The sequence below is a fragment of the Arcobacter cryaerophilus gv. crypticus genome, from assembly GCF_002993025.1.
Lineage (GTDB): Bacteria > Campylobacterota > Campylobacteria > Campylobacterales > Arcobacteraceae > Aliarcobacter > Aliarcobacter cryaerophilus_B.
Map to the genome: position 1 here is coordinate 1 of NZ_NXGI01000030.1, position 26,997 is coordinate 26,997.

Consider the following 26,997-nt stretch of genomic DNA (forward strand, 5'->3'; position numbering starts at 1 on the left):
TACAGCCTAGTCAAAACTGGCTTTGTTGCCACTCAAGTTTTACGTGTAGCTATCCAACTGTGTCACAATCTTATTCAACTCGAATAGATTCAGAATTTTTGTCGATATGCTACTTGAATTCTCTCTTTGGTATTATAAGAGAATTTTGAACACTACCATCAAACCTTTGGAAAAATTTCAGGTATAACTTCTGATGCAAAATGAGAGTTAAATTTTATAGAAATAGGACCTTGAGGTTTTAATGAGGTAATATATTCTCTTTTTTCTAACTCTTTAACTATTTTTATGGCTGTTGGTTTACTTACACCTAATACATCTTTTACACTATTTCTTGGAATTTCTCCATATATAAGCAAATGCTCAAATATTTTTTCAGAATGTTTTGGTAATGGTTCAATATCTTTATACATATTTTTTTGTGAGAATATTACATAATTTCTGATTCTATTTGCAATTAAATCTATTCTTAACACTTCGGACATATAATTTATTTGATCCAAAGCTATATCTAACATAAAATCTAAGAATAACTTTAAAGCCTTTAATGATAAATTACCTCTTCCATCATCATAACTACCTGTATAAGGTTCATCTGCTATTGATAAAAACTCTTTGTACTTATCAATATTTCTCGCTAATCCTCTTGATATATTCCATAGTCCATAACCTTCTAAATCAATTTTATATAAAATATAATCTAAATATAACCTAGAAATTCTTCCATTTCCATCGTAAAAAGGGTGTATATAAACTAAACGATGATGAGAACATAGTGCATAAATTAATTGCATAGTTTTATTTTCAAACTTACTTTGATTGTAAAAAAATTCAAATTCCCCAAAATAGGAACTTAAATCTTTAGGATCAGGAGCAAGATGATTACCAACTTTTACAAAGCTTTCTCTTAACTTCCCAGGAATCATATCTACTTCTAAATCATCATGTTTTATCTTTAAAGCATATTTCATTTCATCTTTAGAATAAAACTCTTTATGTATATCAAGTATAGTATCCAACAAATAAGTATCTTTTTTTATTGTTGTTAAGTGCTGTATATACTCTTGTACTTCTATGTGTACCAAAGAGAGTTGTTGTAAATCTTTTTTCCTTTTCTCTAATGAAAAATCTTTTTTCATTGCTTTTTCAATATCAAAAGGGTGAGTACCTTCTGATTCAATTAAATTTGAATAGTAACTATTTGTGATTTTCAATAAATTTTTTATTGCTAAGATAAATTGTTTATTATGTCCACCTGTTAACTTTGCACTTTTCATAACAATTTCTTCAGCTTTTTTAAATAAAAAAGTATCAAGCTTTATAGAACCAGATTCAGGAATTGCTGGAGTTATATACATACAAAAATCCTTTATATAATTTACCTCTAATTTTACCTTATGTTTATATCTTAAAAGTATTATTTATTGGTATTTTAGCATATTTATTTAAAAAATAAATATATATAATTTTACCTCTAGTTTTACTACTATTTTGTTTTTTTTAATTCCATCAAATTCGATGGAATTAAAAAAATATTATTAATATTTAAGAGTGTTCAAAGATTAAACACTGTATATTTCAAACTCAATTTTTAAAGGGGAATTAAGATTTTGAATCAAGAAGAGATAGAACTAAAGATTCTAAGAAGTGTAGATAAGGTCACAAGTCAAAGAACAATAGCAGATGAGATAGGCTATAGCTTGGGAAAAGTGAATTATGTACTTAAAAACTTGATTGATAAAGGTCTTATAAAAACTCAAAGATTTGTAAACTCAGAAAATAAAATCCAATATAAATATTTACTTACACCAAAAGGTATCAAAGAGAAAATAGAGATTACAGAGAAGTTTATTGCTATAAAAAAAGCTGAGTATGATGAGCTTCAAAAAGAGCTTGAAGTTTTGAAAGGTTTAGGGGGGAGAATTAAAATGAACAAAATATTAAACTTAATAGGTAGAACCAAAGAACTTTTTCAAGAAGATATACAAACTTATGAAAAAGAGCTTTCAAAGATAGTATCAAACTCTACATTTCTGGTTATTGGTGGAGCTGGAAGTATTGGTCAAGCTGTTACAAAAGAGATATTTAAACGAAATCCGAAAAAACTTCATGTTGTTGATATTTCTGAAAATAATATGGTTGAACTTGTTCGAGATATAAGAAGTAGCTTTGGATATATAAATGGAGATTTTCAAACATTTGCACTTGATATTGGAAGTAGCGAATATGATGCTTTTATAAAAGCAGATGGAAAATATGATTATGTATTAAATCTATCAGCACTTAAACATGTAAGAAGTGAAAAAGACCCATTTACTCTTATGCGAATGATTGAAACAAATATTTTCAATACAGATAAAACTCTTCAACAATCAATCGAAAATGGAACTAAAAAATATTTTTGTGTAAGTACAGATAAAGCTGCAAATCCAGTAAATATGATGGGTGCTAGTAAAAAAATCATGGAGATGTTTGTAAACAGACGTTCAAAACAAATAGATGTTTCTATGGCAAGATTTGCAAATGTAGCCTTTAGTGATGGTTCACTTCTTCATGGATTTAATCAAAGAATTCAAAAAAATCAACCAATCGTTGCTCCAAATGATATAAAAAGATACTTTGTAACTCCACAAGAAAGTGGAGAACTTTGCCTAATGTCTTGTATTTTTGGTGAAAATAGAGATATTTTTTTCCCAAAACTTAGTGTTAATTTACATCTTATTACCTTCGCTGATATCGCTGTAAAATATTTACAAAATTTAGGATATGAGCCATATTTATGCAAAGATGAAGATGAAGCTAGAGAACTAGCAAAAACTTTACCCAAAGAAGGAAAATGGCCATGTCTATTTACTGCTAGTGATACAACAGGTGAAAAAGATTTTGAAGAGTTTTTCACAGAAAAAGAAGTTTTAGATATGAACAGATTTGAAAATCTTGGAATTATAAAAAATGAAGCAATTTATGATGAAAAACTCTTAAATGAGTTTGAAGCTACTATTAAAAAATATAAACAAAATTTACAATGGAGTAAAGATGATATTGTAAAAGAGTTTTTCAGACTAATTCCAGACTTTGGTCATAAAGAAACAGGTAAATATCTTGATGGGAAGATGTAATATGCAAAAAGTAGTTGATTTTATAAAAGAAACTTTTAAAACACAAGAGTTTATACCATTACACGAACCAAGATTTATTGGAAATGAAAAAAAATATTTAAATGATTGTATTGATTCCACATTTGTATCAAGTGTTGGAAAATATGTGGATTGTTTTGAAAAAGAGTTTGCAAAAACTGTAGGAAGTAAATTTGCGATAGCAACAGTAAATGGTACAGCTGCATTACATATCTCGCTTATTTTAGCAGATGTAAAAAGAGATGATGAAGTCATTACTCAACCACTTACTTTTATAGCTACTTGTAATGCTATTTCCTATATTGGAGCAAAGCCAATTTTTGTAGATGTTGATTTAGATACTATGGGTTTAAGTCCTGATTCTTTAATAAACTTTTTGGAAAGAAATTGTGAAGTAGTAGAAAATATTTGCATAAATAAAACTACAAATAGACAAATCAAAGCTTGTGTTCCTATGCACACTTTTGGACATCCTTGTAGAATTAAAGAGATAAAAGATATTTGTGATATGTGGAATATTACTTTAGTTGAAGATGCAGCTGAAAGTTTAGGCTCTTTTTATAAAGAGAAACATACTGGAACTTTTGGAAAAATTGGAGCTTTTTCTTTTAATGGAAATAAAATCATAACTTCAGGTGGTGGAGGAGTAATTGTTACAGATGATGAAGCAATAGCTAAAAGAGCTAAACATATTACAACAACTGCAAAAATTCCTCATCCTTATGAGTATGTACATGATGAAACTGCTTATAATTATAGACTTCCAAATATAAATGCAGCTTTGCTTGTGGCTCAACTTGAGCAGTTAGAAAAATTTTTGGATTCAAAAAGAGAGTTAGCAAAAATATATAAAGAGTTTTTTTTGCAAAATAGTATAAAGTTTATAGAAGAACCAGAAAATAGTAAATCAAACTATTGGCTTCAAGCAGTTTTATTAGAAGATGTAAAACAAAGAGATGAGTTTTTAGAGTTTACAAATAAAAATGGCGTAATGACAAGACCTATTTGGAAACTTATGAATGAACTTGAGATGTATAAAGATTGCCAAAAAACGGATTTAAAAAATGCAAAATATCTTGAAGAAAGAGTTGTAAATATTCCTAGTTCGGTGATTTTATAATGAAAGAAAAAATAGTTCTTATTGGCGGTGGTGGGCATTGCCATAGTGTTATTGATGTAATTGAACAAACAAACAAATATGAGATTATTGGTATAGTTGATACTAAAGAAAATATTGGAAAAAAAGTTTTAGATTATGAAATAATTGCTTGTGATGATGATTTAGAAGAGCTTTTTAAAACTTGTAAAAATGCTGTTATTACAATAGGGCATATAAAAACAAATGAATTAAGAAAAAAGTTATTTGAAAAAGCAAAAAATATAGGATTTGATTTTCCAACTATCATTTCACCACTAGCTTATATTTCAAAATATTCATTTATAGATGAGGGAACAGTTATTATGCATCATGCACTTGTAAATGCAAATACAAAAATAGGAAAAAATTGTATAATAAATACAAAAGCTTTGATAGAGCATGATTGTATAGTTGAAGACAATTGTCATATTTCAACAGCAAGTGTAATAAATGGTGGAGTAATTGTAAAAAATGATAGTTTTGTTGGAAGTAATTCCACTTCAAAACAAAGTATAGAAATATCTGGATTTATAAAAGCAGGGAGTTTGGCTAAATGAATAAAGTATTTATAATAGCAGAAGCTGGTGTTAATCATAATGGAAGTATTGAATTAGCAAAAAAGCTTATAGATGTAGCAGTTGAAGCAAAAGTAGATGCTGTAAAATTTCAAACATTTAAAGCTGAAAATTTAGTTTCAAAAAATGCTCAAAAAGCAGATTATCAAAAAGAAACTACAAATAAAGAAGAATCACAGTTTGATATGATAAAAAAGCTTGAGCTAGATGTAGATACTCATAAAGAGCTTATATCTTACTGTAAAAGTAAAAATATTATGTTTTTATCAACTCCATTTGACCATGATAGTATTGAACTTTTAAATGATTTAGGTCTTGAAATATTTAAAATACCAAGTGGAGAGATTACAAATTTACCATATCTTAGGCATATTGGAAGATTAGATAAAAAAGTAATACTTTCAACTGGAATGGCAAATATTGGAGAGATTGAAGATGCTTTGAATATATTAATAAATGCTGGAACAAAAAAAGAGAATATCACAGTTTTACATGCAAATACAGAATACCCAACACCTATGGAAGATGTAAATTTAAAAGCAATGGTAACAATAGGAAATACCTTTGATATAGCTTTTGGATATAGTGACCATACTTTAGGAATAGAAGTTGATATAGCTGCTGTTGCTTTGGGTGCCTCTTGTATAGAAAAGCATTTTACACTTGATTGTACTATGGAAGGACCAGACCATAAAGCTTCTTTAGAACCAGACGAACTAAAAGCTATGGTAAAAGCTATAAGAAATATAGAGTTAGCTTTAGGAAGTGTTATAAAAAAACCATCAAATAGTGAGTTAAAAAATAAATCAATAGCTAGGAAATCTATAGTTGCAAAAAAAGATATAAAAAAAGGTGAGATTTTATGCGAAAATAATCTTGCGATAAAAAGACCAGGAAATGGAATAAGTCCAATGCGATGGGATGAAATTGTTGGAACAGTTGCAACTAAAGATTATAAAGAAGATGAGTTGATATGAAAAGAAAAATCTGTGTAGTTACAGGAACAAGAGCCGAATATGGACTTCTTTATTGGCTCCTCAAAGAAATTGAAGCAGATAAAGATTTAGAACTTCAAGTTATAGTTACAGGAATGCATCTAAGCCCTGAATTTGGATTAACTTATAAAGAAATAGAAAAAGAGTTTAAAATAAACAAAAAAATTGAGATGCTTTTATCTTCTGATACTTCGGTAGGTATTTCAAAATCTATGGGATTGGCACAAATAAGTTTTGCAGAAGCTTATGAAGAATTAAAGCCTGATGTTGTAGTAGTTCTTGGAGATAGATATGAAATATTTAGTGCAACAAGTGCTGCTATGATAGCAAGGATTCCTATTGCTCATATTCATGGTGGAGAAAAAACTGAGGGTGCGTTTGATGAATCTATACGACATAGTATTACAAAGATGAGTCACCTTCACTTTACTGCAACAAATGAATATAAAAATAGAGTAATTCAGCTAGGTGAAAATCCATCTAGAGTTTTTAATGTTGGTGGTATGGGAATTGAAAATATAAAAAGATTAAAACTATTATCTAAAGATGAGTTTGAAAAATCAATAGAGTTTAAACTTAATATTAAAAATATATTAGTTACTTTTCATCCTGTAACTTTAGAAAATAGCACAGCACAAGAGCAATTTAAAGAGTTGCTAGGTGCAATTGATGAACTAGAAGATACAAATATAATTTTTACAAAAGCAAATAGCGATACAGATGGAAGAGTTATAAATAAAATGATTGATGAGTATGTAAATAAAAACTCTCATAAATCTATAGTATTTACATCTTTGGGACAACTGAGATATTTAAGTGCTTTACAATATGTAGATGCAATGGTTGGAAATAGTTCAAGTGGTTTAGCAGAAGCACCAAGTTTTAAAATAGGAACAATAAATATTGGAGATAGACAAAAAGGAAGAATAAAAGCCTCTAGTGTTATTGATTGTGAACCAAATAAAGACTCTATTTTAAAATCTTTTGAAAAACTATATTCAAAAGAGTTTCAAGAAACTTTAAAAACTACAATAAATCCTTATGGTGATGGATATGCAAGTAAAAAAATAGTTGAAATTTTAAAAAATGTAAATTTGGAAAATATACTTAAAAAATCTTTTTATGATTTAAGGGGTTAAAATGGAAAATATAGAAAATATAAAATTAAGAGAAAATTCAACAATAAAAGAGGCTTTGGAAATCATTGATAAAGGCTCTATGCAAATAGCATTAGTAGTTGATGAAAATGACATGCTTTTGGGAACTTTAACCGATGGAGATATACGAAGAGGACTTTTAAAAGGTTTTGATTTAACTAGCTCTATAGAGCAAATTGTTTTTAAAACGCCAACTATTGCAAAAATTAGTGATACAAAAGAAGATATATTAAAAATTGCTCTTTCAAAAAAGCTTCATCAAATACCTATTGTAGATGATTTTGGGAAAATAGTAGGCATAAAAGAGATAGAAGAGCTTGTAAAACCAAAAGAAAAGACAAATAAAGTGGTTCTTATGGTTGGAGGCCTAGGTACACGACTGCGACCACTTACAGAAACTACCCCAAAACCGATGCTTAAAGTTGGAAATAAACCGATACTGCAAACTATTGTAGAAAAATTTGCAGAGTATGGATATACAAATATTGTGATGTGTGTGAACTATAAGTCAGATATTATACAAGACTATTTTAAAGATGGAAAAGAGTTTGGAGTAAATATAGAGTATATTTTAGAAGAACAAAGAATGGGAACTGCAGGAGCTTTAAGTCTTTTAAGAGATAAACCAAATGAGCCTTTTTTTGTTATGAATGGAGATTTACTTACAAATGTAAATTTTGAGCATCTACATAATTATCATATTGCAACAAATTCAATGGCCACTATGTGTGTAAGAGAGTATGATTTTCAAGTTCCTTACGGTGTTGTAAATATAAAAGATAGCAAAATAGTATCTATTGAAGAAAAACCTACTCATAAATTTTTTGTAAGTGCTGGAATATATATGTTAAGTTCTGAAGTTTTAAATTATATTCCCAAAAATGAGTTTTTTGATATGCCAACACTATTTGAAAAACTTATAAGTTTAAATCAAAATACAGTATCATTTCCACTTCGAGAGTATTGGCTTGATATTGGAAGAATGGAAGAGTATAAAAAAGCGAATGATGAGTATGGAGAAATGTTTTAATGTATAAAAATAAAACTTTTTTAGGAATAGTTCCTGCAAGAGGTGGAAGCAAAGGATTACCTGGAAAAAATATAAAAGAGCTGTGTGGGAAACCACTTATAGCTTGGAGTATAGAATCTGGTCTAAAAAGTAAATATTTAGATGAAGTTATAGTAACTACAGATTCTAAAGATATTGCAAATATTGCTAAGCAATATGGTGCAAGTGTACCATTTTTAAGACCAGATGTATTAGCAAGTGATACTGCAACATCATTTGATGCTATAAAACATACAATTGAATTTTATAAAAATGAGTTTGCTAAAGAGTTTGATTATATAGTTTTACTTGAACCAACATCTCCTTTGAGAGAAAAAGAAGACATTGACAAAATGATAGAAAAAATTATTAAAGATGAATATAATTTTGATTCAATAGTTTCTATTGGTGAAGTAGCTGAACATCCTTCTATTGTGAAACAAATTATAAATGGTAATAGTATAGTAGCATTTTGCAAAGAACTTGAACTTACAACAAGAAGACAAGATAATAAAAAAGCATATTTCCCTTATGGTGTAGCGTATATAGTAAAAACAAAATCATTGTTAGAAGAAAAAACATTTTATACAGCTAGAAATACTTTTTATGAAATAAAACGTTATCAATGTTATGAAATTGATGATATTTATGATTTTTTGGCTGTTGAAAATATAATGAAATATGAATGGAGTTTAAAATGAGATTTTTAGTAATTGGTTTAGGTTCAATGGGAAAACGAAGAGTTCGAAATTTGATAGCTTTGGGGCATAAAGATAATATTGCAGGATTTGATTTAAGAGAAGATAGAAGGATTGAAGCAAAAAAATATGAAATAGATATTTTTGATGATTTTGAAAAAGCAATGAATGAATTTAAACCTAATGCATTTTTAATATCAACTCCACCAAATCTTCATATGCATTATGCTTATATTGCAGAGCAAAATGATATTCACTGTTTTATAGAAGCTTCAGTTGTTGATGCTGAAAAAATCCTTGAATTATCAAATAGAATAAAAAATAAGAAAATTCTTATGGCTCCTTCGTGTACAATGAGGTACTATCCTATGCCTACCAAAATTAAAGAATTAATTAACAATAGAATAATAGGTAAAGTTCTTAATTATAACTACCAAACTGGGCAATATTTAACAGATTGGCATCCATGGGAAAAAATTGAAGATTTTTATGTTTCAAATCCTGATACTGGAGGATGTAGAGAAATAGTTCCATTTGAATTAACGTGGTTGAATGATATTTTTGGAAATTCTAAACCATTAGCTTGTGTAAGAAAAAAATTAACAAATATAAATGCTGATATAGATGATATTTATCATTGTATTTTAGAGTATCCGAATAATATAATAGGAAACTTGACTGTAGAGGTAGTATCAAGACCAAAAGCTACTAGAGAAATTAGAATATTAGGAACAGAAGGTGAAATAGTTTATAGTGCAGATAATAATGAACTTAAATATATAAATCTTCAAATGAATGATTGGGAAAGGATAAATTTTGATATAGGAACAGTTGAAAGTGGTTATATTAATCCTGAGGAACCTTATATCAATGAAGTAAAAGCTTACATAGATGCTATAGAAAAAGTTCTAAATGGCGAAAATTCAACATATCCAAATACTTTAGAAGATGATTACAAAATATTACAAACTTTATATAAATTAGAAGAAATTAGTGAGGGAAGACATGACTTATCAAGATAGATTATTAAAAGTAATTCCAGGTGGTGCTCATACTTATAGTAGAGGCTTTGATCAATATCCTATCAATGCTCCACAAATCCTTAAAAAAGGAAAAGGCGCATACATATATGATGAGAATGATAAAGAATTTTTAGATTATGGCATGGCTCTTAGAGCAGTTAATCTTGGATATGCAAATGAAAAAGTGAATCAAGCTGCGATAAAACAAATAGAGTATGGAAACAATCTAACAAAACCTAGTTTAATAGAGTTAGAAGCTGCTGAATTATTGGCATCTATGATAGATAGTGTAGATATGGTAAAGTTTACTAAAAATGGTTCAACTGCAACTACAGCTGCTATTAAACTTAGTAGAGCTTATACAAACAGAACTTTAATAGCAAGATGTGCAGAACAACCTTTCTTTAGTTATGATGATTGGTTTATAGGTTCTACTCCTCTTACAAAAGGTATTCCACAAAAAGATATTGATAGTACTAAAATGTTTAATTATAATAACATTGAAAGTTTAAAAAAACTTTTTGATGAATACCCTAATCAAATTGCTTGTGTTATTTTAGAGCCAGCATCCACTGAACATCCAAAAGATAATTTTCTTCATAAAGTACAAGAACTTTGCCATAAAAATGGAGCTGTATTTATTTTAGATGAAATGATAACTGGATTTCGTTGGCACTTAAAAGGTGCTCAACACTATTATGATATTAGACCAGATTTATGTACATTTGGAAAAGCTATGGCTAATGGTTTTTCAGTTTCAGCTATTGCAGGAAAAAGAGAAATCATGGAATTAGGTAGTATAGAATTTGAAGGAAAGGAAAGATTGTTTTTACTGTCAACAACTCATGGAGCTGAAATGAGTGGGTTAGGAGCTTTTGTGGAAACTATGAAGTTTATGAAAGATAATAATGTAGTTGAACATATATGGGAATATGGTAAAAAATTGATTTCAATGATGAATGAACTATCTAAAAAACATGGTATTGAAAAAAATTTTGTTGCTGGTGGAATTGAGTGTAGTCCTTACTATTTAACTTTTGATAAAAATGGAGAAAATTCTTTGGGTCTAAGAACTCTATTTTCACAAGAGATGATAAAAAATGGTGTTTTAATACCTTGGATTGCACTTTCGTATTCTCATGGAGAAAAGGAGCTCGAAATTACAAGAAGAGCTTTAGAAAAGACTTTTGAAATTTATAAAAAAGCAGTTGATGAAGGATATGAGAATTACTTGGTAGGTGAACCTATAAAACCTGTATTTAGGAAATATAACTAATGAATATATGCTTGGTATCATTAAATCAATTTTGGGAAGATAAAAAATCAAATTTAGAATTGTGTGAAAAATATATTCAAAATGCTTCTAAAAAAAGTGTAGATTTGATAATTTTTCCAGAGATGACACTTACAGGTTTTTCAAATAATATTAGTTTTATTGCAGAAAATTTTGAAAATAGTGAAACTATAAAACAATTTTCAAATTTAGCAAAAGAGTTTAATATTTCAGTAATTTTTGGTGTAGTTATTGAAGATAATAAAAAAGCTCTAAATAAATGTTTATTTATAGATAATTTCGGAAATGTTGTATCTGATTATTCAAAAATTCATCCTTTTAGTTTTTCAGGAGAAGATAAATATTTTAATGCTGGAAATAAACTTAGTATGGTTGAGTTTAAAAATTTTAAAATAGGTTTAACTATTTGTTATGATTTAAGGTTTCCTGAACTTTATAGCTCTTTAGCAAAAGAGTGTGATTTGATTATAAATATAGCAAATTGGCCGTCAAAAAGAGTAGATCATTGGAATACACTTTTAAAAGCAAGAGCAATAGAAAATCAAATTTTTATGGTTGGAGTAAATAGAACTGGAATAGATGGAAATGATTTAGAATATATAGAAAGTAGTAATATTTTTAATGCAAATGGAGAAAAGTTAGAATTTGAAAAGTATGAAGATATGAAAATATATGATGTAGATGTAAATTTTACAAAAGATTTTAAAAATAAATTTAATACTGTAAATGATAGAAAAGTAGAATTTTATAAGGAAATATTGTAATGCTAAAAAATAAAGTTGTTGTAATAACAGGTGGGGCAGGTCTTATAGGAAAAGAGTTCGTAAAAGCAGTTATTGAAAATGGTGGTATAGCTATAATTGCTGATATAAATGAACAAATAGGAGAAGAAGTAAAAGAAAATCTATCTAAAGAGTTAAATACAACAAATATAGATTTTATTAAGCTTGATATTACATCAAAAGAATCTTTAAATAATTGCTTAAATTATTTAGATAAAAAATATAAAAGAATAGATGCTTTAGTAAACAATGCATACCCTAGAAACAAAAATTACGGAAAAGACTTTTTTGAAGTAGAATACAGTGACTTTGTAGAAAATACTGGACTAAATCTTGGTGGTTATTTTACTGCTTCACAACAATTTGCTCAGTATTTTAAAAGTCAAGGATATGGAAATATTATAAATATTAGTTCTATTTATGGTGTAGTAGCACCAAAATTTGAGGTATATGAAAATACCACTATGACAATGCCAGTAGAATATGCAGCTATAAAGTCTGGACTTATTCATCTTACAAAATATATGGCGAAGTATTTTAAAGGTATGAATATCAAGGTAAATGCTTTAAGTCCAGGTGGTATTTTGAATAATCAACCAGAAGCTTTTTTAGAAAAATATAAAGAGCAATGCTTAAATAAAGGTATGCTTGATAACAGTGATTTAAAAGGAACTTTGATTTATCTACTTAGTGATATGAGCAAATATGTTAATGGTCAAAATATTGTAGTAGATGATGGGTTTTGTTTATGAAAATAATTTTTATGCCAATGTTACCTTTAACTCAAAGAGATTATGAACAATTAGGTATAAAATATTTTTATGAAAAGAACTATGAAGTAACGATTATAGAATCTCATCAATTATTAATGCCACATTATAAAGAAAGTGTTGATATTGAGTATTTCAATTATCAAAATACTTATGAACCATCAACAGAAGATGAGTTATTAAGTACTATAAATAATTATACAAAAAATGATTATATATTTTTTTATCTTGCGAGTAAAGAAGCTGTAATATTATTAAATAAAATGAAAAAATTTACTAACGCTAAATTTGTTACATATATTAGTGGTAGTGTGCCGCATACTAGTTCTCCTTGTGGAATTTTGAATATTGCTAAATCAATATTACGACCAGTAGTTAAAAAACTTATAAGTAAAAAATTTGATTCTGATATTGTTTTTACTGGTTCTCCAAAAGATGAATTAATATTTCCATTTTTATTTGGGAAGAATACAAAAGTTATTCATACTCATTCTAGAGATTATGAATTGTGTTTAAATGTAGATGGCTATAATCATGATAAAGAATATTGTGTATTTTTAGATACAGATGTTATAGATGCAAGTGATTATGTTATTTTTGGAAATAAATCAGATGGTAATACAGACAATTATTATAAAAAATTAATAGATTTTTTTGAATTTCTACAAGATACTATGAAAATTGATGTCTTAATATCTGCACATCCAAAATCTAGGATATTTAAAAATACAAAAAATTTTAAAGGATTTAAAGTAGTTCATAATAGTTCTCCATCGCTAGTAAAGAATAGTAAATTTGTTATTAGTGAAGGGACTACAGCGATATCATTTGCAGTTTATTTTGATAAACCTATGATTTTTTTTACAATGGAAGAATTAAGGTTTTTTTATAAGTATACTTGTAGCTATGCTAAACAATTTAAAAAGAATATTTTTCAAATAGATGATTTACAGATATTGGATATAGATACTTTAAAAAATGAATTAAATAATACAAATGAATATGATATATTTAAATATAATTATTTAACATACAAAGATGAGTCTAGAAATGTCTTTGAAAAAATTGAAAGAGAATTATTAATTGGAAGATAGTCTAAATAAAAGATATATTATTAAACTTATTGCGAATTTAGTAAATGGTATAATAAATATGATTATGGTTGCTATAGTTCCTAAAGCATTAGGTCCAATTGCATATGGACAGTTTATTTATTTACAACAATTTTTTGCACAATCAATTGGATTTTTAGATGCGGGTACATCAACAGCTTTTTTTACAAAGCTATCAAAAAATACCGCAAGAATAAATTTAATAAAATTTTATTTTTTATATTCATTAATAGTAATTGCTATAATGATAAGTTTTATATATATTCTAAATAATTTAGATTATTTAAAATATATTTTTCCTAATATTCCCAGTCAATATGTTTATTTAGCTATAGGATTTGGTTTTTTAATATGGTTTACAACTATTTTTATTTATATATCTGATGCACATGCTTTAACTGTTTCTGTTGAATCTATAAAAATATTTCATAAGATAATATCTTTATTTTTATTATTATTTTTTATTAATTATCTTACTTTTGATTTGGTAAGTTATTTTTATTATTGGTTTATAAGTTTAATGATGTTTATTTGTTTTGTTGTATATTTATTTATCAAAAAGAATATCCTTTCACTTGAAGTTCTAAGTAGTTGTTTGAATTTGAAATCTTTAATTAAAGAGTTTTATACATTTTCATCTCCTTTATTTGTATTTAATATTGTTGCTATTGTATTTGGTTTATTTGATATTTGGCTTCTACAAAAGTTGGGTGGTTCTGAGCAGGTAGGATTTTATGGATTATCGTATGCAATAGCTGCAATGTGCTTTTTATTTACAAGTGCAATGACTCCCATAATTACAAGAGAATTTGCTAAATCATTTGAAAATAATAATATAGAAGAGATGAAAAAGTTATTTTCAAAATATATACCAATGTTATATTCTATAGCTGCTTATTTTGGATTATTTATATCTTTTCAAAGTGAAAATTTACTTTATATTTTTACCGATGAGAAGTTTAAAGAGGCTTATTTGGTGCTTGTAATTATGTCTTTTTATCCTATACATCAAACATATGGTCAGTTAAGTGGATCTATCTTTTATGTTACAGATCAAACAAAAATTATACGAAATATAGGAATAATATCTACACTATTTGGTTTTTTGTTAACAATTGTTTTAATATATTATTTAGAATTAGAAGCACTTGGTTTAGCTTGGAAGATGATAATTATTCAAATAATTAGTGTAAATATACAGTTATATTTTAATAGTAAGTATTTAGATTTAAAATTTGCAAAATTTGTTTTTCATCAAATATATTCTGTGCTATTTTTTGTAATAATAGCATATTTAACAAATTTTATTATGTTACCATTTGAAAATAAACTAATAGAGTTTTTAGTATCAGGTGTTATATATACAATTTTTACTATAATATCAGTATTAATAATACCAAGTATTTTTGGACTTAATAGAGATATAGTTCTAGGTATGAAGAAATATTTAGTAAAGCAAAAGGTTAAATAAGTGGAAATTACTGAAAAAAGTTTTTGGGAAAAATATTGGGGAGAAATTAAATTACCCCAAAAAGTAGATTTTAATTTTAAGAATGATAGAGTGATTGCTGAAACTATCATAAATAATGTACCTAAAGCTAAAGAGGGACAAACTGCTCTTGAAGTTGGTTGTGCTCCTGGAAAATGGATGATTCTTTTGAATGAAAAATTAAATTATAATATTAATGGATTTGAATATGTAGATGTTGCAGCTGAAAAAACAAGACAAAACTTTTTAATGTGTAATATCCCAGAAAATAGATTTAAAGTTGTTACGGCAGATTTTTTAACACAAATACCTTCTCCTATTTATGATGTGGTAACTTCGTTCGGTTTTATTGAACATTTTGAAAATTATGATGAAATATTTCAAAAACATATTGAATATACTAAAAAAAATGGTTATATTGTTATTGGATTTCCTAACTTTAGAGGTTTGAATTATTATATTCAGTTATTTATTGATAAAGTAACGGGTAGTAAGATTATTGAAAATCATAATATTGATATGATGGATAAATCTCTTATGGAAGAGATGATTGAAAATTCAAATCAAGAACTTGTTTATATTGATTATATTGGTGGATTTGAGGCAGGATTATTTAATTCTAATGATATTAATAATAAATTGCTAAAATTTACTGTTAAGGTTATAAATAGATTTTTTTCATTCATATTTGGCAATACAAGAAATAAATATATCGCAAGTTATTTGATTTTTGTTATAAAAAATGATTAAGTTAGTTATCTATACTGAAAATTATTTTCCTGGAGGATTGGAAAGATTTATTTTTGACTTAATAAATGGTGGTTTATTTGATGTACATGTAATTGTGAATAGTGAAAATACTAGAGTTGTAGAATTTGTAAAAAGTAGAAATATAAATTATAGTATTATTGAACTAAGTGGATTTAAGCTAAAGATTAAAGAAAATAATTTTTATAATAAATTTGTTAAAGTATTTAATTTTATATTGCATTATTTTTCAATGATTTCAAACTATTTTAAAATCAAAAATATATTAAAAAATATGGTAAATTATGAAAATATCATGATTGTAAATGGAGGCTATCCTGCTGCATTAAGTTGTTTTACTACAGCTATTGCTGCAAAGAAATTAGGTTTTACTAAAGTTGGTTTGTCAGTTTTAAGTTCGCCATCAAGTAATTATTCAAATATATTATTTAAACTATTTCAATCCATGATAGATTCTATTTCAGATAAATTTATAGATTTTTATATACCAAATTCAAAAGATATAAAATTTAAACTTATTAGTGATGTTAATATTGATAGTCAAAAAATTAATGTTGTTTATACTGGTGTAAGGTTGCAAAAAGAGCTAGAAGTTACAAATGAACTAGAGTATGCAGATGGAATAATTAATAGACTTGACAATGATGTATGGATTGCTATGGTGGGATTATTAGGTTCAACAAAAAGGCAAGATTTATTACTGGAAGCAATTACAGAGCTTGACAATCAAACTAAACTTATATTAGTGGGAGATGGTCCAAATAAAGAAAAACTTATCCAAATGGCATTGGAACTGGGTATTCAAAATAGAGTTGTATTTACAGGGTGGATGGATAATCCAGAAAATATTTATAGATTTGTTGATATGATTGTTTTCTTATCTGATCAAGAAGGTTTACCATATGTTATCAGCGAGGCTATGTCGTATAAAATTCCTATTATTGCAAGTTCTGTAGGTGGAATTCCAGAACAGATAATTGATTCTCATGGCGGATATATTGTAGATAATAATAAAAATGATGTAGTCAAGAAAATAAAATCTTTAAAAAACAATCAAGTAAAACAAAATGAATTTATCAATTATTCTTTTAAAAGAGTAAAAAATGAATTTTCAATTACTAAAATGAATCAGAGAATTCTAGAATTATATACTAAGTAGGGAGAACTTAAAAGATATGAAAGTATTATTATTAGCCGGTGGATTTGGGACAAGACTTAGTGAAGAAACAGACATCAGACCTAAGCCTATGGTAGAGATAGGTGGAAAACCAATTTTGTGGCATATTATGAAAATATATAGCAACTATGGATTTAATGAATTTGTTGTATTGCTTGGATACAAAGGGCACTATATAAAAGAGTATTTTGCCAATTATTTTTTACATCAAAGTGATGTTACTATAGATATGTCAAATGGTAAGATGGAAGTGCTTAATAACTCAAGTGAGCCTTGGAAAGTTACACTTCTTGATACGGGACTTAACAATATGACAGGCTCAAGAATAAAACAAGCTCAAAAACTTGTAGGGGATGAGCCTTTTATGTTGACTTATGGTGATGGAGTAAGTGATGTCAATATCAATGAACTAATAAAATTTCATAAGTCTCATGGCAAAGCTATTACCATGACATCGTCTCAACCAGATGGAAGATTTGGAGCACTCAATATTGATGAAAGTAATCAAGTGCATGAATTTAAGGAAAAACCAAAAGGTGATGGTAATTGGATAAATGCTGGTTTTTTTATATGTGAATCTAAAGTATTTGATTATATTGACAATAATACAGATACAGTCTTTGAACAAGCTCCTTTGATGAATTTAGCAAAAGATGGAGAAATATTTACATTTAAGCATCATGGTTTTTGGAAGCCAATGGATAGCTTGAAAGATAAAAATGATTTGAATAAACTTTGGGATCAAAATAAAGCTCCTTGGAAGGTTTGGAATCAATAATGTTTGAGAATACTTATAAAAATAAAAAAGTTTTAGTTACTGGTCATACTGGATTTAAAGGGAGTTGGCTTACAACTTGGCTTATAAAATTAGGTGCAGATGTTGTAGGAATATCAAAAGATATCCCTACAAATCCTTCTATGTTTAAAGAACTACAACTAGAAGACAAAATCAAACATTATCAAGAAGATATTCGAGATTTAGCTAAAATGACTGAAATAATATCAGATGAAAGACCAGAATTTCTTTTTCATCTAGCAGCTCAGCCTATAGTATCTACTTCGTATAGTGACCCAATTGAAACAATATCTTCAAATGTTATGGGTACAGCAAATATTTTAGAGGCTTTAAAAATATCAAATCATAAATGTACCGCTATTATTATTACAAGTGATAAGGCTTATGATAATGTTGAACAAGTTTGGGGATATAAAGAAGATGACAAAATGGGCGGTAAAGATATATATAGTGGAAGTAAAGGTGCAGCTGAAATTATTATAAAATCATATTATCACTCTTTTTTTAAAGCTGAAAATTGTAATGTTAAACTTGCTATTGGAAGAGCTGGAAATGTTATTGGTGGAGGAGATTGGGCAAAAGATAGGATAGTAGTAGATTGTATGCAAGCTTGGAGTGATGGTAAGGTTGTAGAAATACGAGCTCCAAAAGCAACAAGACCTTGGCAACATGTGTTGGAACCACTTAGTGGATATTTAAATCTTGGAGCTGAACTTTATGAAAATGATAATTTACATGGAGAAGCATTTAATTTTGGTCCAAGAGCAGAACAAAATCATACAGTAGAAGAGTTGCTTATAGATTTAAGCAAATATTGGGATTTTAAAGATATAAAGGATGCATATAAAGTTACTGGAGATATTCCTTTTCATGAAGCAGGACTTTTAAAGCTTAACTGTGACAAAGCACTTTTTTATCTTAAATGGCAAGCAAATTTAGAGTATATAGATACTATCAAATTCACTAGTGAGTGGTATTTTGATTTTTATAAAACAGATAAAAATATTTTGAATAAAACTTTAGAACAGATTGAAGAGTATGAATCTATGGCAAAGCAAAAAGGTTTAAAATGGACGGAGTAATTTTAACACCACTTAAACAAATATATCATCCAAAAGGTGATATATTTCATGCTATGAAAAAGAGCGATATAGGCTTTGATGGGTTTGGAGAAGCTTATTTTTCAACTATTAATCAAAATGATATAAAAGGTTGGAAAAAACATACTAAAATGACTTTAAATATTGTAGTTCCAGTAGGAAATATAGAATTTGTTGTTTATGATGAAAATTCAAAAGAGTTTTTTAGTACAAAACTTTCTCATAATAATTATCAAAGATTGACAGTAAAAGCTGGACTTTTTATGGCTTTTAAAGGCTTAGATAAATATAATATGCTTTTGAATTTATCTAGTATAGAACATGACCCAAATGAAGCTATAAATATTGGAATAGAAGAAATTAAATATGAATGGTAAAAAAGTTCTAATCACAGGTGGTTTTGGTAATTTAGGAAGCTATATAGTTAAGCATCTCATAAATCTGAATTATGAAGTTACTATTTTAACAAGAAGAGAAAAATATAAATTTGAGAATTTAAAATATAAAGTAGTTGAGTGTGATATTACAAATTTAGAAGAATTAAAATCGAAATTAAACTATGATTTTGACTTTTGTGTACATTGTGCTAGCTTTAATGAGTTTTTTTTAGAGAATTATGCAAAAAAAGCACTAGAGATTAATACGTTAGGGACTAGAAATCTTCTTGAGGTATTAAATTTAAAAGATTTAAAAAATTTTATATATTTTAGTACATTCCATGTATATGGATTAAATAGTGGTTTTATTGATGAAACGACTGTTACAAATCCAAAAAATGATTATGCATCAACTCATCTTTTTGCTGAGTATTATGTTAAACAATTTGGATATACACACAACTTAAAATATACAATTTTACGACTTACAAATAGTTATGGTTGCCCTATGTATAAAGATACAGATAAGTGGTATTTAGTTTTAAATGATTTAGTTAAAATGGCTTTTGAACAAAATAAAATAGTGTTAAATAGTAACGGTAAGTCTAAAAGAGATTTTATTTATATGGGTGATGTAGCAACTATAGTAGACAAAGTGTTAAAAATTGAAGCAACAAATGAAATTTATAATTTATCTTCAGGAAAAGTAATTAGTATTCTTGATTTATCTAAGGTAGTAATAAATTATTTTGTAAGAGAATTTGAACAAGATGTTTTATTAATAAAAAATGAAAATGATAAGACTGAATTTTTAGATTTAAAAATTGATAATTCTAAAATAACTTTTTTGATAGATATTCAATTTGCAGATAAATTTGAACAAGAGATAAATAAAATTATAGGCATATTAAATGAATAATAAAATATTTAATTTATATAATATGAATGTTATTTATATGGTTTTTTCTATACTTATTGTATTGTCTCTATATACTTTAGGAAATTTTGGATTTTTTAATATTTTTAATATAAAATACGAGATAACTATTCTTTTAGTTATATCATTATTTATTACATCTTTTCTTATTTTAATTATAGATAGAAAAGTTCATGTAGTTTCATTGTTTTTATTTTATTTATTTTTGTCTTCATTATTTTTAGATCAATTTAATGTTAGTTATACAATAAAATTATTATTAGCATGTTTTGTTATAAATAGTTTATTTTTTGTTAAAATGAAATATATAGACAATATTATTAAATCTACAATAGTAATATCAGGAGTTTTTTCATTAGTAGGTATTGGATTATTTATATTTTATTTTTTTAATGAAGAGTTATCGATTGGTTTAGAAAGAGTTTTTAGAAGTTATGATAAATTTTTAGATTTATCAAATATACCTTTTCATCAAAAATTTGGATTTGTTATAGAAAAAGCAGAAACAAATTTTTTAGGTTTAGAATATATTCGTTCTCGTAGTTATTCTTCAGAGCCTAGTGCAACATTGCCATTGTTTTTTATGGTAGGTATTTTAGCTTTATTTTATAATGGATTTATTAAGTATTTGGGTGTAATAATTTTATTTTTTTCTATAATATTAATTTATTCAGGTTCATCAATTTTATCTATAATAATATCAATATTATTTATATTAGGTAGTTATTTTATAAGAAGTAGTGTTCAAACAAAATCTATTTTGATTCTTTTTTCAATACTTAGTACATTACTTTTGTTAGCTTTTATTGATATATCTTTATTTCAAAATATTACTCCTGCTTCAAAAATAACATCTTTTCCATCAAGATTATTACCAGTGCAGGAAGCTATTTCTTCTTTAATTTTAAATCCTTTTTGGAATACAGAAAATTTCGATAATTCATTTATAAGCTTATTTATAGTTTTTTCTGGAGTAGTGCCTTTGATTGGTATTTTTTTTATGAGTTATTTTTTTTATAAATTTTTTATAGTAGCTATTGAATTATATGAAAATAATAAAATATTTATTGCTTTGTTGTGTGGTTTATTAATACAAATATTATTATTTTCTTCGGGAGGGTGGACAACCTTACCTGGAATAGTAATATTGGCACTAACATACAGATTGTTAGAAAATAAAGTAATAAATAATAAAGGATAAATAATTGGCTAAAGTTTCAATTTTAATGAATGGATATAATTGTGAAAAACATCTTAATGAATCAATTAATAGTATTTATTCACAAGATTTCACTGACTGGGAGATTGTTTTTATTGATAATTGCTCAACAGATTCAACAAAAAAAATTATAAATGAATATGATGAGAAAATAAAATATTATAAAACTAGTAAAAATATTCCTTTAGGTGAAGCAAGAAATTTTGGGATTCAATTTTGTAAAGGAGAATATTTGGCTTTTCTTGATACTGATGATATTTGGTTAAAAGAAAAGTTAAAAGAACAAGTCTCTTTAATGGATTTAAATAAAGATTTGCAAATGTGTTATACAGGTGGTTATTATATTGATTACAATTCTAATAAAATTGGTAGTTTTATTCCTAAAGCTAGAACTGGTAATGTTTTTGAAAAACAGTTATTAAATTATGAAATCAATATGCAGTCTGTTGTTATTCGTAATAATATTCATTTAGAATTTAACAAAAATATGATGTTTTGTCCAGATTATGATTTATTTATGAAAATAGTATTTAAATATAATGTTGGTGTAATAAATAAACCTCTAGTAGAATATAGAAGATACGAAAATTCTTTAACTAATTTAAAAATAGATAGATGGTGGATAGAAGTTAAACAAACTTTAGATGATATATTTGATTTAAATACAGATTTAAAGAAAAAATATAAAAAAGGTTATACTTATGCTTATTCAAAAGTATATTATTATAAGGCTGCTTATTTTATGAGTATAAATAAGAATAAAGATGCGAAAAAATTAATGAGTCAAATTAAATTTAATAGAATTGAGTATTTTATATTATACATTGCTTTATTGTTTAATAAAAAAATTTGGTATTTAATACATAAATATAAGTGAGACATATATGATTAAAACTGTTATTATCGGTAAAAATAGTAATTTAACTGAAATTATATTTAATACTATAAAAAATATAATAGCAATATCCTCTAGAGATATTTTAGGTGATATAAACATTTTAAATAAATACAAGAATCAAAAAATAAATATTATTTTTAATAATTTTCAACCAGCCACAAAATTAAATGAATTTGTTAATTTAGAAAACTATGTAGTAAATTCTATTTTAACAACTTCAAAGGTATTAGATTTCATAAAAAACAACCAAATTATAGTAAATAAAATAATCTATACAAGTAGCAGTTCAGTTTATGGAAATAATATTTTATGTAATGAAAATGATGAATTAAAACCTATGAATCTTCATGCTTCACTTAAAGTTGCTAATGAAAAGCTTGTTGAAAAATTTTGTATAGAAAATAGTATTGACTATACAATTGCTAGAATATTTAATATGTATGGTGGAGATGATAATTTCTCTATCATTAGTAAAATTATAAAAGCATATAAAAATAACGAAGAACTAAATATAGTAAATAATGGAAATGCTATAAGAGATTTTATTCATATAGAGGATGTGGTAGATATATACTCTAAAATATTAGATAAAAAAGATATTAAAATATTAAATATAGGAAGTGGAAATGGCAGTTCCATAAAAAATATTTTAGATTTTTTAAATAATCACAATATTAAAATTAAAACAAAAAATATTCAAAGAGAAGAGCTTAAAATATCTACAGCAGATATAAGTAAATTAAAAGAGCTACTTAAAAAAGATACTTTTTTTGGAGTTGAAGATTATCTAAAAAAAGAGTTAAATATATGAAAAAAAAATTAATTATAATAGTGACTGTTCCAGTTGTCTTACAGACTTGGCTCAAGGGACAAGCTAAATTTCTATCTCAATATTATGAAGTTGAAATAATTACATCTAATTCTAATAATATTGATAATATACAAAAATATGAGAATGTAAATATTAATATTGTAGATTTTAATAGGAAAATTAATATTTTTAAAGATTTGAAAGTATTATTACAGTTATTAATGTATTTTTTTAAAGTTAAGCCAAGCATTATTTATACATTAACTCCAAAAGCAGGTTTGCTGGGTATGATTGCTGGTTTTTTTGCAAAGGTGCCAAATAGAATTCACAATGTTGTTGGATTACCACATTTGGCAGCAACAGGTAAAAGAAAAATTATTTTAGAATATACTGAAAAATTGACATATTTTTTTTCAACTAAACTTTTTTGCAATAGCTTAAATCTAAGAGATATTATTTCTTCTATGACTAAAAAAAATGTATATATTATAGGAAATGGCTCTGTAAATGGTGTTGATACAAATTATTTTAAAGATGTATTTTCAATAGAAGAAAAAGAGAAAAATTTAGCTAAGTTAGGGCTAAATAATAATGATTTTATTATAACTTTTGTAGGAAGAATTGTAAAAGATAAAGGGATAAATGAACTTGTGAGTGTATTTGAAAGATTAAGTACAAAGTATAATTTTTTAAAATTACTTTTAATAGGAGATTATAAAAATGAAAGTGATATTGTATCTGACAAAACTCAACAAATTATTAAAAATAATAATTCAATAATATATCTTGAATTTAAAGAAGATATAAGAGAATATTTGGCAATTAGTAGTTTATTTGTATTGCCTTCTTATAGAGAGGGATTACCAAATGTATTGATTGAAGCTGGTAGTTGTGGAATTCCATTGATAGCAACAAATATTAATGGATGTAATGAAGTTATAATTAACGAACTAAATGGGCTTTTAATTAATAAAAAAGATGAACTAGATTTATTAAATGCTATAGAAAAATTTATAGTAGATAAAGATTTTTATAAAAGAATTAAAGATAATTCAAGAAAAAATATTATAGATAGATATTCTCAGAAGTATTTCTATAAAGAACTTTTAAAAGAGTTTAAAAATATAGAAAGAAATAATATATGAAAAAACTATTAATCACTGGCTCAAATGGTTTTGTAGGAAACTATTTTATAAATAAGTATAAAAATAAATATGAAATAAAAACTTTTAGTTTTTTAAAAGATGATATAAATAGTTTAGATTGTAGTGATTTAGATGTAGTTGTTCATCTTTCAGCTTTGGTTCATCAAATGGATGGGGCTAGTAGTGAAGAGTATGAAAGAGTAAATGTTGCACAGACTTTACAATTAGCTAAAATAGCAAAAGAGAGTTGTGTGAAGCATTTTGTTTTTATGAGTACGGTTGTGGTATATGGAATAGAAACTGGTGTGATGAATGAAAAAAGTGATTATACACCAATTACTGAATATGGAAAAAGTAAATTAAAAGCTGAATTGGAACTTCAAAAGTTAGAAGATGAAGATTTCAAAGTAAGTATCATAAGAACTCCTATAGTTTATGGATATGGAGTAAAAGCAAATATAAAATCTCTTATAAATTTGGTAAATAAAGTTCCTTTATTACCTTTTGGAAATATAAAAAATAAAATAAGTATGGTTTATATAGGAAATCTTTCTCATTTAGTTTATGAGGTAATAACTCAAGAAAAACAAGGAATATTTTTAGCTAGTGATGATGAGCCTTTGAGTACTACAAGACTAATAGAACTTATAGCAAAGAATCTTGATAAAAAGATATATCTTGTCAAGATACCATTTTTTGAAAGTTTATTGAAGATATTAAAACCATCTTTTCATAAAAGACTTTATGGAAGTTTAGAAATTGATAGCAGTATCACAAAAGAGAAATTAAACCTAAAAAATCCATATAGTGTGGAAGAGGGTATTAAACTTATGATAAATGGTGAATAATTGTATAAATTACTTTACAAATTTTAGTAAATGAAGATAATTGTAAATCAATTTATACAAGTTAGTCAAATGATAGAGATATCTCACCATCAAAAAAAAGTTTTTGGGCTTCGTGATTGATATTAATCCATCAAATCATTTATGACATAATATATATTGACAATAAAGTATTAAAAATAGTACAATAAAAGACATTAAATAAGGAGTGATATATGCAACCAATATTAGCAAACTATACAGCAAGTATAACCGAACTTAAAAAATCACCAACTCAACTACTCAAAGATGCTGGAGATGAAGCAATAGCTATACTCAATCATAATGTAGCTTCTGCTTATTTAGTTCCAGCAAGTTTGTATGAAAAGATGATGGAAGTTATGGATGATTACTACCTAAACAAAGAAGTTGAGGAAAGACTTAAAGACAATGAAAAACCAATAAGAGTAGAGCTAGATGAGTTACTTTCTTGATTTTCATCCAAAAGCTTTGAAAGAGTGGAAAAATCTTAATCAATCTTTAAAGATACAGTTTCATAAAAAACTAAAAGAACGACTTGAAAATCCAAGAGTGTCAAAAGATAAATTAAGTGGATATGAAAATGTTTATAAAATAAAATTAAGAAGTTCTGGTTTTAGACTTGCTTATGAGGTTAAAGATTTGGAGATAATAGTATATGTTGTAAGTGTTGGTAAGAGAGAAAATAATAAAGTGTATGAAAATTTGAAAGATAGAATATGATATATTTAATACTATTTTTAATCTCATTTTTACTTACATATTTTATAAAAAACTATATGATAAAAAAATCATTGGTTGCTGTGGTAAATGAAAGAAGCTCTCACACAACACCAACTCCACATGGTGGAGGAATTGCCCTTGCAATAACTTGGTTTATAGGTTTATTTTATCTATATTTTATAGGTGAAATATCATCAAATCTTTTTTATGCTCTACTATTTGGTGCAGTTATTTCAATAGTTAGTTTTTTTGATGATATTTATGAATTAAGTCCAAAAATAAGACTGATGGTTCAAGCTATTGTAGCTATTGGTGGATTGTGCTTTTTAGGTGGATTTGAGACTTTGACTTTTGGTATTTTTGATATACAAAATCCTATTTTTACAAATATATTTGCATTTTTTATGATTATTTGGTTTATAAATCTTTATAACTTTTTAGATGGTATAAATGGTTATGCAGGAAGCGAGGCTGTTTTTTTAGCACTTGCAGCCTTTATTTTATTTAGTGGAAATCATTTTTTGGTTTTAGCTGTTGCAGTTTTAGGGTTTTTATATTGGAATTGGAATAAGGCTAAGATATTTATGGGAGATGTTGGAAGTACTCTTTTAGGATATAATATTGCAATTTTTACTATATATTATGCAAATGAACAAGCAACAAATTTTTGGATATGGATTATACTGTTTGGAATTTATTGGTTTGATGCAACTTTGACTTTAATACGAAGAAAACTAAATAAAGAAAAACTCTCTCTTGCTCATAAAAAACATGCATATCAAAGACTCACGCAATTTGGGTGGAGTCACTATAAAGTTACAAATTACTCTATAGGATTAAATATGATTTTATTTTTTATAGTTTATTTTGTATCAAATATTTTTGTGGCTTTTATACTTGCTTTAATAGTTTTATGTTTAAGTATGAAATTTGTAGATAATAAGAAAGCATTTGAGTAATGAATTATAA

At 26.1% G+C, this 26,997-nt stretch carries 28 protein-coding genes; 27 read left to right on the forward strand and 1 reads right to left on the reverse strand.

Features of this window, described 5'->3' with window-relative positions; translation table 11 throughout:
• Positions 1 to 158 precede the first annotated feature (158 nt).
• On the reverse strand, positions 159 to 1,355 hold the full coding sequence (locus tag CJ670_RS09215) for a Fic family protein (protein WP_105939742.1): 1,197 nt from the start codon (positions 1,353 to 1,355) through the stop codon (positions 159 to 161).
• A 252-nt stretch (positions 1,356 to 1,607) separates the two neighbouring features.
• Between CJ670_RS09215 and CJ670_RS09220 the strand changes: the two genes are divergently transcribed.
• From CJ670_RS09220 to CJ670_RS09350, 27 genes are all read left to right on the forward strand, one after another.
• Positions 1,608 to 3,116 carry a MarR family EPS-associated transcriptional regulator gene (locus CJ670_RS09220; protein WP_105939743.1) on the forward strand — a complete coding sequence of 503 codons (1,509 nt, stop codon included), beginning with the start codon at positions 1,608 to 1,610 and terminating at the stop codon, positions 3,114 to 3,116.
• Position 3,117: 1 nt separating this feature from the next.
• Positions 3,118 to 4,254: a LegC family aminotransferase gene (locus CJ670_RS09225; RefSeq protein WP_105939744.1), complete on the forward strand. Its 1,137-nt coding sequence runs from the start codon at positions 3,118 to 3,120 to the stop codon at positions 4,252 to 4,254.
• A complete protein-coding gene (locus CJ670_RS09230) occupies positions 4,254 to 4,829 on the forward strand; it encodes an acetyltransferase (RefSeq protein ID WP_105939745.1) in 576 nt (191 codons plus the stop codon). Before CJ670_RS09225 ends, CJ670_RS09230 begins: the two co-directional genes overlap by 1 nt.
• Positions 4,826 to 5,824 (forward strand): N-acetylneuraminate synthase, encoded by a 999-nt coding sequence (gene neuB / locus CJ670_RS09235; RefSeq protein WP_105939746.1) that lies wholly within the window; start codon positions 4,826 to 4,828, stop codon positions 5,822 to 5,824. The genes CJ670_RS09230 and neuB overlap by 4 nt, the downstream gene beginning before the upstream one ends.
• On the forward strand, positions 5,821 to 6,981 hold the full coding sequence (gene neuC / locus CJ670_RS09240) for a UDP-N-acetylglucosamine 2-epimerase (RefSeq protein WP_105939747.1): 1,161 nt from the start codon (positions 5,821 to 5,823) through the stop codon (positions 6,979 to 6,981). The genes neuB and neuC overlap by 4 nt, the downstream gene beginning before the upstream one ends.
• A gap of 1 nt (position 6,982) precedes the next feature.
• Positions 6,983 to 8,029 (forward strand): nucleotidyltransferase family protein, encoded by a 1,047-nt coding sequence (locus tag CJ670_RS09245; RefSeq protein WP_105939748.1) that lies wholly within the window; start codon positions 6,983 to 6,985, stop codon positions 8,027 to 8,029.
• A complete protein-coding gene (locus CJ670_RS09250; RefSeq protein ID WP_105939749.1) occupies positions 8,029 to 8,748 on the forward strand; it encodes an acylneuraminate cytidylyltransferase family protein in 720 nt (239 codons plus the stop codon). The genes CJ670_RS09245 and CJ670_RS09250 overlap by 1 nt, the downstream gene beginning before the upstream one ends.
• Entirely contained in the window at positions 8,745 to 9,767 is a 1,023-nt protein-coding gene (locus CJ670_RS09255) for a Gfo/Idh/MocA family protein (RefSeq protein ID WP_105939750.1), read from the forward strand. The genes CJ670_RS09250 and CJ670_RS09255 overlap by 4 nt, the downstream gene beginning before the upstream one ends.
• The gene (locus CJ670_RS09260; protein WP_105939751.1) at positions 9,751 to 11,043 is read left to right on the forward strand and encodes a glutamate-1-semialdehyde 2,1-aminomutase; all 1,293 of its coding nucleotides are present in this window, start codon (positions 9,751 to 9,753) and stop codon (positions 11,041 to 11,043) included. The genes CJ670_RS09255 and CJ670_RS09260 overlap by 17 nt, the downstream gene beginning before the upstream one ends.
• Positions 11,043 to 11,825, forward strand: a complete 783-nt coding sequence (locus CJ670_RS09265) for a nitrilase-related carbon-nitrogen hydrolase (protein ID WP_105939752.1) — start codon at positions 11,043 to 11,045, stop codon at positions 11,823 to 11,825. The genes CJ670_RS09260 and CJ670_RS09265 overlap by 1 nt, the downstream gene beginning before the upstream one ends.
• Positions 11,825 to 12,595 carry an oxidoreductase gene (locus CJ670_RS09270; protein WP_105939753.1) on the forward strand — a complete coding sequence of 257 codons (771 nt, stop codon included), beginning with the start codon at positions 11,825 to 11,827 and terminating at the stop codon, positions 12,593 to 12,595. Before CJ670_RS09265 ends, CJ670_RS09270 begins: the two co-directional genes overlap by 1 nt.
• A complete protein-coding gene (locus CJ670_RS09275; RefSeq protein WP_105939754.1) occupies positions 12,592 to 13,707 on the forward strand; it encodes a hypothetical protein in 1,116 nt (371 codons plus the stop codon). The genes CJ670_RS09270 and CJ670_RS09275 overlap by 4 nt, the downstream gene beginning before the upstream one ends.
• Complete coding sequence (locus CJ670_RS09280; RefSeq protein WP_228154238.1) at positions 13,697 to 15,196, forward strand: lipopolysaccharide biosynthesis protein; 1,500 nt, start codon at positions 13,697 to 13,699, stop codon at positions 15,194 to 15,196. The genes CJ670_RS09275 and CJ670_RS09280 overlap by 11 nt, the downstream gene beginning before the upstream one ends.
• Entirely contained in the window at positions 15,197 to 15,964 is a 768-nt protein-coding gene (locus tag CJ670_RS09285; RefSeq protein WP_105939755.1) for a class I SAM-dependent methyltransferase, read from the forward strand.
• Positions 15,957 to 17,141, forward strand: coding sequence for a glycosyltransferase family 4 protein (locus CJ670_RS09290; protein ID WP_105939756.1), 1,185 nt, complete (start codon positions 15,957 to 15,959; stop codon positions 17,139 to 17,141). Before CJ670_RS09285 ends, CJ670_RS09290 begins: the two co-directional genes overlap by 8 nt.
• Positions 17,142 to 17,157: 16 nt before the next feature.
• On the forward strand, positions 17,158 to 17,937 hold the full coding sequence (gene rfbF, locus CJ670_RS09295; RefSeq protein WP_105939757.1) for a glucose-1-phosphate cytidylyltransferase: 780 nt from the start codon (positions 17,158 to 17,160) through the stop codon (positions 17,935 to 17,937).
• Positions 17,937 to 19,037 carry a CDP-glucose 4,6-dehydratase gene (gene rfbG, locus CJ670_RS09300; protein WP_105939758.1) on the forward strand — a complete coding sequence of 367 codons (1,101 nt, stop codon included), beginning with the start codon at positions 17,937 to 17,939 and terminating at the stop codon, positions 19,035 to 19,037. The genes rfbF and rfbG overlap by 1 nt, the downstream gene beginning before the upstream one ends.
• Positions 19,025 to 19,432 carry a WxcM-like domain-containing protein gene (locus CJ670_RS09305; protein ID WP_105939759.1) on the forward strand — a complete coding sequence of 136 codons (408 nt, stop codon included), beginning with the start codon at positions 19,025 to 19,027 and terminating at the stop codon, positions 19,430 to 19,432. Before rfbG ends, CJ670_RS09305 begins: the two co-directional genes overlap by 13 nt.
• Positions 19,422 to 20,351 (forward strand): NAD-dependent epimerase/dehydratase family protein, encoded by a 930-nt coding sequence (locus tag CJ670_RS09310; RefSeq protein ID WP_105939760.1) that lies wholly within the window; start codon positions 19,422 to 19,424, stop codon positions 20,349 to 20,351. The genes CJ670_RS09305 and CJ670_RS09310 overlap by 11 nt, the downstream gene beginning before the upstream one ends.
• Before the next feature lie 202 nt (positions 20,352 to 20,553).
• On the forward strand, positions 20,554 to 21,570 hold the full coding sequence (locus tag CJ670_RS09315; RefSeq protein ID WP_133161066.1) for a hypothetical protein: 1,017 nt from the start codon (positions 20,554 to 20,556) through the stop codon (positions 21,568 to 21,570).
• A 4-nt stretch (positions 21,571 to 21,574) separates the two neighbouring features.
• Positions 21,575 to 22,465 (forward strand): glycosyltransferase family 2 protein, encoded by an 891-nt coding sequence (locus CJ670_RS09320; RefSeq protein ID WP_105939762.1) that lies wholly within the window; start codon positions 21,575 to 21,577, stop codon positions 22,463 to 22,465.
• Between the two features lie 7 nt (positions 22,466 to 22,472).
• Positions 22,473 to 23,297 (forward strand): NAD-dependent epimerase/dehydratase family protein, encoded by an 825-nt coding sequence (locus tag CJ670_RS09325; protein WP_105939763.1) that lies wholly within the window; start codon positions 22,473 to 22,475, stop codon positions 23,295 to 23,297.
• The gene (locus CJ670_RS09330) at positions 23,294 to 24,442 is read left to right on the forward strand and encodes a glycosyltransferase family 4 protein (RefSeq protein ID WP_105939764.1); all 1,149 of its coding nucleotides are present in this window, start codon (positions 23,294 to 23,296) and stop codon (positions 24,440 to 24,442) included. The genes CJ670_RS09325 and CJ670_RS09330 overlap by 4 nt, the downstream gene beginning before the upstream one ends.
• Complete coding sequence (locus CJ670_RS09335; RefSeq protein WP_105939765.1) at positions 24,439 to 25,290, forward strand: NAD-dependent epimerase/dehydratase family protein; 852 nt, start codon at positions 24,439 to 24,441, stop codon at positions 25,288 to 25,290. The genes CJ670_RS09330 and CJ670_RS09335 overlap by 4 nt, the downstream gene beginning before the upstream one ends.
• A 212-nt stretch (positions 25,291 to 25,502) precedes the next feature.
• Entirely contained in the window at positions 25,503 to 25,760 is a 258-nt protein-coding gene (locus CJ670_RS09340; protein ID WP_105939766.1) for a type II toxin-antitoxin system prevent-host-death family antitoxin, read from the forward strand.
• The gene (locus CJ670_RS09345; RefSeq protein WP_081561002.1) at positions 25,744 to 26,028 is read left to right on the forward strand and encodes a type II toxin-antitoxin system RelE family toxin; all 285 of its coding nucleotides are present in this window, start codon (positions 25,744 to 25,746) and stop codon (positions 26,026 to 26,028) included. The genes CJ670_RS09340 and CJ670_RS09345 overlap by 17 nt, the downstream gene beginning before the upstream one ends.
• Positions 26,025 to 26,987: an MraY family glycosyltransferase gene (locus tag CJ670_RS09350; protein WP_105939767.1), complete on the forward strand. Its 963-nt coding sequence runs from the start codon at positions 26,025 to 26,027 to the stop codon at positions 26,985 to 26,987. The genes CJ670_RS09345 and CJ670_RS09350 overlap by 4 nt, the downstream gene beginning before the upstream one ends.
• The last annotated feature ends 10 nt before the right edge of the window (positions 26,988 to 26,997 follow it).